Annotated in this window: 6 protein-coding genes; 1 reads left to right on the forward strand and 5 read right to left on the reverse strand. The window is 45.0% G+C overall.

Annotation, left to right across the window (positions count from 1 at the left end):
• The coding region (locus tag JQM82_RS13600; protein ID WP_235250925.1) for a TIGR01906 family membrane protein at nt 1–708 on the reverse strand (708 nt) is incomplete at its 3' end.
• A gap of 97 nt (nt 709–805) precedes the next feature.
• Between JQM82_RS13600 and JQM82_RS13605 the strand changes: the two genes are divergently transcribed.
• Nucleotides 806–1678 carry a LysR family transcriptional regulator gene (locus JQM82_RS13605; protein ID WP_235250926.1) on the forward strand — a complete coding sequence of 291 codons (873 nt, stop codon included), beginning with the start codon at nt 806–808 and terminating at the stop codon, nt 1676–1678.
• A gap of 13 nt (nt 1679–1691) precedes the next feature.
• Here JQM82_RS13605 and JQM82_RS13610 read toward each other — a convergent pair whose 3' ends face one another.
• The 4 genes from JQM82_RS13610 to JQM82_RS13625 form a co-directional block, all read right to left on the reverse strand.
• A complete protein-coding gene (locus JQM82_RS13610; RefSeq protein WP_235250927.1) occupies nt 1692–4052 on the reverse strand; it encodes an ATP-dependent DNA helicase in 2361 nt (786 codons plus the stop codon).
• Nucleotides 4053–4127: 75 nt separating this feature from the next.
• Nucleotides 4128–4913 carry a TIGR03915 family putative DNA repair protein gene (locus JQM82_RS13615; protein ID WP_235250928.1) on the reverse strand — a complete coding sequence of 262 codons (786 nt, stop codon included), beginning with the start codon at nt 4911–4913 and terminating at the stop codon, nt 4128–4130.
• Nucleotides 4910–6220 carry a putative DNA modification/repair radical SAM protein gene (locus tag JQM82_RS13620; protein ID WP_235250930.1) on the reverse strand — a complete coding sequence of 437 codons (1311 nt, stop codon included), beginning with the start codon at nt 6218–6220 and terminating at the stop codon, nt 4910–4912. The genes JQM82_RS13615 and JQM82_RS13620 overlap by 4 nt, the downstream gene beginning before the upstream one ends.
• Nucleotides 6221–6313: 93 nt before the next feature.
• Nucleotides 6314–6859: a TetR/AcrR family transcriptional regulator gene (locus JQM82_RS13625; protein ID WP_235250932.1), complete on the reverse strand. Its 546-nt coding sequence runs from the start codon at nt 6857–6859 to the stop codon at nt 6314–6316.
• Nucleotides 6860–6967: the final 108 nt, after the last annotated feature.

Raw genomic sequence — 6967 nt, forward strand, 5'->3', positions numbered from 1 at the left:
GTTTATCTTATTAATTTTCTTTTCTCTTTTCAATTTCCCCGGGATGAAAAGCAATACCCACAAAAGCACCAGAAAAACAACAAATGTCAGCACGATACGAACCACCATATCTGAGAAAAATCCTTCCGGAAGCATACGAATCATGTAATCTGTATCCGGGTCAAACATCCACAGATCATTTGTAAAAAAAATCTGGTGAAAAATCGTAAAACATCTGGTAAAATCAACAGCAAACGCGATTCCAAGAAACGCAAGAAGCAATGCCCAGGCTCCGAGAGCCATCGAATACGACTTTAAAAACAAACGTCTCCAGTCCACTCCCTTCCGGATCAGAATTCCCAAAAGCACAACTCCTGTCACCAGACAGATCCATCCGACCCGGATTCCTCCAAGAAACAGATTTTTGACATCTGCCATATGCAGTCTGTCCTGTTCATTGAAAAAATCCTGTGTCTTTCCCTCCACCAGAGTTGTCACTGAAAGAACATCCTCTTTGCCGATCAGATAAGCCATCATATGATCTGTGACATCCATCACATCCTCCATATCCATATCCAGGGCATCCGTCACACAGTATTTGCGATACTCTTTCTCATAAAACCGATATTCACTGTCTCCGTAGATTGCCATCCAGAAGCTGAAGATCAACCCTGCCAGAATCACGCACATCATTGCAATCACAGCCAAACCATAATCTCTTTTTTTCATAGTCGTAAATCCTCCGCTTCTATTCTACCACACTCCTCATTGTAATTCATCGTTTTTTCATATATACTGAAAAGTAGTTTTTGCAGGAGGATTTCGCATGGATATTAATTATGAATTATACAAAGTGTTCTACTATGTAGCATCAACCTTAAGCTTTTCCGAGGCATCCAAGCAGCTTTTCATCTCCCAGTCTGCCGTCAGTCAGTCTGTGAAGACTCTGGAAAAGAAACTGAATCAGACACTTTTTATCCGGAGCACCAAAAAAGTACGCCTGACTGCTGAAGGCGAGATCCTGCTCCGCCATATCGAGCCTGCCATGAATCTGATCAAACGCGGCGAAGCACAGCTTCTCGACAACGGTGTAAGAGGCGGGCAGCTCCACATCGGCGCAAGCGATACAATCTGTCGATATTTTCTGGTTCCCTATCTCGAACGCTTTCACCGGGATTATCCGGGCGCACACATCAAGGTCACCAATGCGACCTCTATCCGTTGCGCAGAGCTTCTGGAAACAGATCAGGTGGATCTCATTGTCGTAAATGCACCGAATGCTTCTCTCGGAAACATTTCACACGTAAAAAAGATCAAGGAATTTCATGATGTTTTCATTGCCAATGAAGCTTTTTCCGACCTGATAGGAAAAAAGCTGTCTTTGAAAGAGCTTTTAAACTATCCGATCCTGATGCTGGACAAAAAAAGTACAACCAGTGAATTTCTTCACTCTCTGTTCCAGCAGCATCAGCTGGATCTGGTTCCGGAAATCGAGCTCAGCAGCAATGACCTGCTGATCGATCTTGCAAGTATCGGGCTTGGAATCGCTTTCGTTCCGGATTACTGCGTGCCACACAGCTCTGGGAACCTGTTCATCGTACAGACCGAAGAAGAACTCCCCTCCCGGGAACTGGCCATTGCCTATAACGGAAAGGTACCGGTTTCCAATGCTGCCCGGGAATTTCTGAATTACTTTTAGGCTTCCATAAGAATCACTCCCATATTCTCCAGAAATCCTCTGTCACTGTTTCTACTGTTTCCACCGTACACAGGGAATACTCTTTCCATTCCCTTGGAAACGTTTCCTGGTATCTTGTATCTCGAAAACGTTCATCTAAAAGCAATATCACGCCCCTGTCCTCATCCGTACGGATCACTCTTCCTGCGGACTGCAGGACTTTATTCATCCCAGGATAAAGATAGGCGTAATCAAATCCCCGAAGCCCCTGGCCGTCAAAATAATTCTTCAGAAGTTCCCTCTCTCTGCAGACCTGCGGCAGCCCGGTTCCAACGATCACTGCCCCGATCAGTTTATCTTCCGCAAGATCAATTCCTTCCGAAAATATTCCCCCCATAACACAGAATCCCATCAGGCTGTGTTCTCTTACTTCTTCAAAATTCTCCAGAAATATCTCTCTTGCCTCCTCCGACATATACTGCGACTGCATGACAGCATCTATTTCCCGTCCTTCATCCTGCAGATAGACAAATGCATCATACACTTCCTCCATGAACCGATACGACGGGAAAAAAGCGATGTAATTGCCTACTTTGATCTGTGCAATCCGGATCAGATACTGTGCATATCTGCGATACATCTCTTCACCTCTTCTTGTGTACTTTGTACTGACATCCGTTCCAAGAAGAAGCTTTCGCTTTCCGGTATCAAACGGGGACTCTGCATAGATCGCATAATCCTCTTTGGATGTACTGAGAAGTTTTTTATAATAATGAATCGGCAGAAGCGTTGCCGAAAAATAGATCGTACTGTTCCCCTTGTCCAGATATTCCTGAAGACAATTCGCCGGATTCACACAAAACAATCTGAGCTTAAACCTTCCATCTTCTTCCAGTTCCGAATAGATCAGGTAATTCTCATCCAGCCTTTCATAAACGTATACAAACATCCGGACCTGAAAATACAGATCCAGCACTTCTTTTCGAATCTCTTCATTCCGACATTCTTCCAGATAACGCTCCATCTCTGTCATCAGAGACAACAGTTTCAGATATACATGTGATACACTGTTGTGAACCTGACAGCCATCACATTCTCTCTTCAGAGCCAGCAACTGCTTATTACATTCTTCCAGCCTTCCTGTCAGTTTTTCATCTTCATATCTGACCAGGCGTTTTACTTTCAGAAAGTCTTCCTTGTATATCTGCGCACTGTACATCTCTCTTCCACGTTCCACCAGGTTATGCGCCTCATCAACCAGAAACAGGTACTCACCCCTCGTTCCCTCTCCGAAAAAGCGCCGCAGATGTGCATTTGGGTCAAATACATAATTATAGTCGCAGATCACAGCATCCATCCATACAGACACATCCAGGCTCAGTTCAAATGGACACACCATCCATTTTCGTGCCTGTATCTCTATCAGTTCTCTTGTGATTGCATCCTTCGTTGTCATCAGCTCATAGACCGCATCATTCACCCGGTCATAATGCCCTTTTGCATACGGGCAGGCTTCCGGGTTACAATTCGTTTCCTCACACAGGCATATCTTTTCCTTCGCCGTCAGCACGATCACCTTCATGCGAAGTGCCTGCTGTCTCAGCGTCTCGAACGCCTGCCATGCGACCGTTCTGGTAATCGTCTTGGCCGTCAGATAGAAGATTTTCTCTCCCAATTCTTCTCCGACTGCCTTTACCGCAGGGAACACGGTTGCCATCGTCTTTCCCACACCCGTAGGCGCCTGAATAAACAGTTTCTTTTTTCTCAGTATCGTCCGATAAACAGAAGTCACCAGCTCTTTCTGCCCGTCTCGATAGGAAAACGGGAACTCAACACTTTTTATAGAGGCATTTCGGGTCTTTTTCCACTGAATCTGGTATCTTGCCCATTTTTCATATCGACCGATCAGTTCCAGGAACCAGCTTTCCAGTTTCTGAAACGTATAGACGCTCTGGAATCTTTTAATATCCTCCGTATCCAGATTACAGTATGTCATCTGGACTCCGATCTCATCCAGCTTCTTCTGGCTGGCCCAGATATATGCATAACACATTGCCTGCGCCTGATGTACCGGAACCGGCTCTGTAATCTTTTCCAGTTCCCGGAACACGCCTTTGATCTCATCGATCACAACTCCCGAGGAAGTCTCAATGATCCCATCCGCCCGTCCTTCCAGGGACAGAATGAATCCCTGGCATGGAACCTCATATTTCAGCACTACCTCTGCATGATAGTCATATCCCATGGATTTCTGAATTTTCCGATGGATCCTGCCTCCCTGCTGCATAGCTTCCTTCTCTGCTCCCCCTGCACGGTTATCAATATCTCCGCTCCGCATTATGAATTCCACCAGATTACGCACGGATATCCTGACCAGTGGCTGTTCCAGATTCATCCTGCTCTCCTCCCGACTTGATTTCTGGAAACATTATAGCACAGCAGACGAAGATCTGCACAGCATTGTTACACATCACACACGCACATCAGACGTATCCCGAAACTCTGTCATATTCGGTCGAAACCGAAGCGGAAGATGCTGCATCTGGCACCTGGGATTCATCCGCGACTGAATCGCAATGGTCTGACAGAAGTTTTTCCACAACTGTGCATACTCTTTTTCTTTTTCCGATATCAACTGCACCCGGTCTTCCCTCCAGTATTCATCCAACACCAGTACCCAGTGCTTTCCCTTCTCATGTACTGCAAACATCTGATGGTTCTTATCGTGTATCATCCAGTTCTCATTTGGAAGCCGGTCTTCAAAATGAGGAGCCAGACAACTCAATACCTGCGCTTTGGGGGTAATCTGCGCATACAGAATTCCGTTTTCCAACTCCTGAAATCTGAGAAAGCCTTTCAACAGATGTGCCTCTCCGGCCACTGTCCTGCTAAGTTCAAATACTTTTTCCACCATCGGATGACTTAAGTGATCCATGATTTTTGTTCCGTCCGCAAGCTTTCTTGCCGCCATCATGGTTCCCAGAATCGCATTCCCTTTGTCCCTGTCCGGAGACAACACTGCATGGAAGATATCCCAGTAAGCACGCATTCCCATATGCTTCCGGATCATAAGTTCAACTGCCTGTGCCTTACGTTCTGATTCTTCCACCTCCACATAATCACAGAACAGTTCCTGTTCTACCGCTCCCAAAAGTGCAATCCCGCAATCCTGTTCATGTTTCCCTGATTTCCAGGCATCATAAATCCCGGAGAAAATTCCGGTAACGGTGTCGCTGCAGATATATACCGTTTTCATCTGAGTCCACCTCCGAATCTTACATCATCAAACAACGACAATTGCCGATATCCTGCCTGGGTGACGGAATCCGGCAGCCTTTCCCCTGTATTCAAAAGATTCCTAGAGATATAATCTTCGTCCATCCTGGTAGGATACATCATCTTTCCATTACAAGTAATAAAGTACAGTGCACGCTTGAGTACTACACCAAACTTTTTAAGATCCGCAAAGTCCAGTGTCCCAAGCTTTCTTGCCCGTACAATCCTGCCTGCAGACTTATATCCGATTCCCGGAACCCGAAGCAGCATCTTATAGTCATCGCGGTTGACCTCGACCGGAAACTGTTCCAGATGCTTCAGTGCCCAGTTGCATTTTGGGTCAAATAAGACATTAAAATTCGGATTTTCTTCCGACAACAGTTCTTCTGCCTGAAAATGGTAATATCGCAGCAGCCAGTCCGCCTGATACAGCCTGTGCTCCCGTAAAAGGGGAGGCCCTTCCCCTGTCCCGGCCGGAAGACAGACATCTTCATTGACAGGCACAAACGCCGAATAAAATACCCGCTTCAGTTCAAACTTCTGATACATAGATTCCGCTACCCGAATGATCTGATAATCCGTCTCCGGAGTTGCACCGATAATCATCTGAGTACTCTGTCCGGCAGGAACGAATCTTGGTGCATTCCGGTACAGCTGAATCTTCTGCCGGTTCTCTGATGCAAGGTTCTGCACAAGCCGCATGGGTGTCAGTATGTTCTTTCTCGTCTTATGAGGAGCCAGAAGCCTGAGGCTCTCTGCCGTCGGAAGTTCCAGATTCACACTCATTCTGTCAGCAAGGAATCCAATCCTCTGAACCAGCTCCTGACTGGCTCCGGGGATCGCTTTTACATGAATATATCCCTGAAAGTTATACTCCTTCCGAAGTTTCCAGAGCGTTGCGTACAGAAGTTCCATGGTGTAATCCGGGCTTTTTAAGATACCGGAACTTAAAAACAGACCTTCGATATAATTTCTGCGATAAAATTCCATGGTAAGTGTACATACTTCATCCGGCGTAAACGAAGTCCTCTCTACATCATTACTTCTTCGATTCACACAATACTTACAGTCATAGATGCATTCATTCGTAAACAGAATCTTCAGAAGAGAGATACATCTTCCGTCTGCCGAAAAACTGTGACAGATTCCGGACTGTTCACAGTTCCCCATCCCTGTGCCATCCCCTCTTCTGGCTGTCCCACTGGAAGTACAAGCCACATCATACTTCGCGGCATCCGTAAGAATCTGCAATTTATCATACATCGACTTCGCTTCCTGAATCCTCATATCTTCACCTTCTTTACGCAAAAACAAACATATGTTCCACCTTATTATAAGAACATATGTTTGTTTTGTCAACATAATTATACATCTTCTTTTTTACCTCAGGCGGCTTTTGATACATGGACTCATCAATGCCGTCATCTTGCCAATGGCATTCACCAGCGTATCATTATCCACCTCCCGGTTCCTCTGAAATGCATGATACCCACCCTGAATACAGTAGCTAATCGTAATATTCATAATCTCATCTGTTTCAAACTCCGGATACTTCTCATAGATCAGTTTCTTAATACTTTCTTCAATGCGATCCGCAAAATGGCTCCGTTGATTTCCGGAAAAGAGAATGGTTGTAAGAGACGTCTGTGACAAATATGCGATTAAAAGCTCTCTGGAAAATGCTTCCAGATTATCCACGATATACTCCGGATGTGAGACACTGTTTGTGATCGAAGCCACTACTTCCCCCTCCAGTGTATCCGACAGATCATAGATATCTTTGTAATGAGAATAAAATGTAGATTTATTAATTCTGGCAATTTCGCACAATTCTCTGACCGTAATCTTTTCCAGTGGTTTTTTAGAACGGAGTTCAATAAACGCATTCTTAATCCCTTTTTCTGTCTTTTCAATTCTTAAATCCATTTCCTGTCTCCTTTATCATGAATATATTTCCCGACAGATTTGCAATATTGTCGTTTATCCATCCAATCGTCTTTCTTGTTGGTGGATAAAGAATTATCTCATCTATAT

The organism is Faecalicatena contorta (assembly GCF_021531995.1).
GTDB lineage: Bacteria > Bacillota > Clostridia > Lachnospirales > Lachnospiraceae > Dorea_A > Dorea_A contorta_A.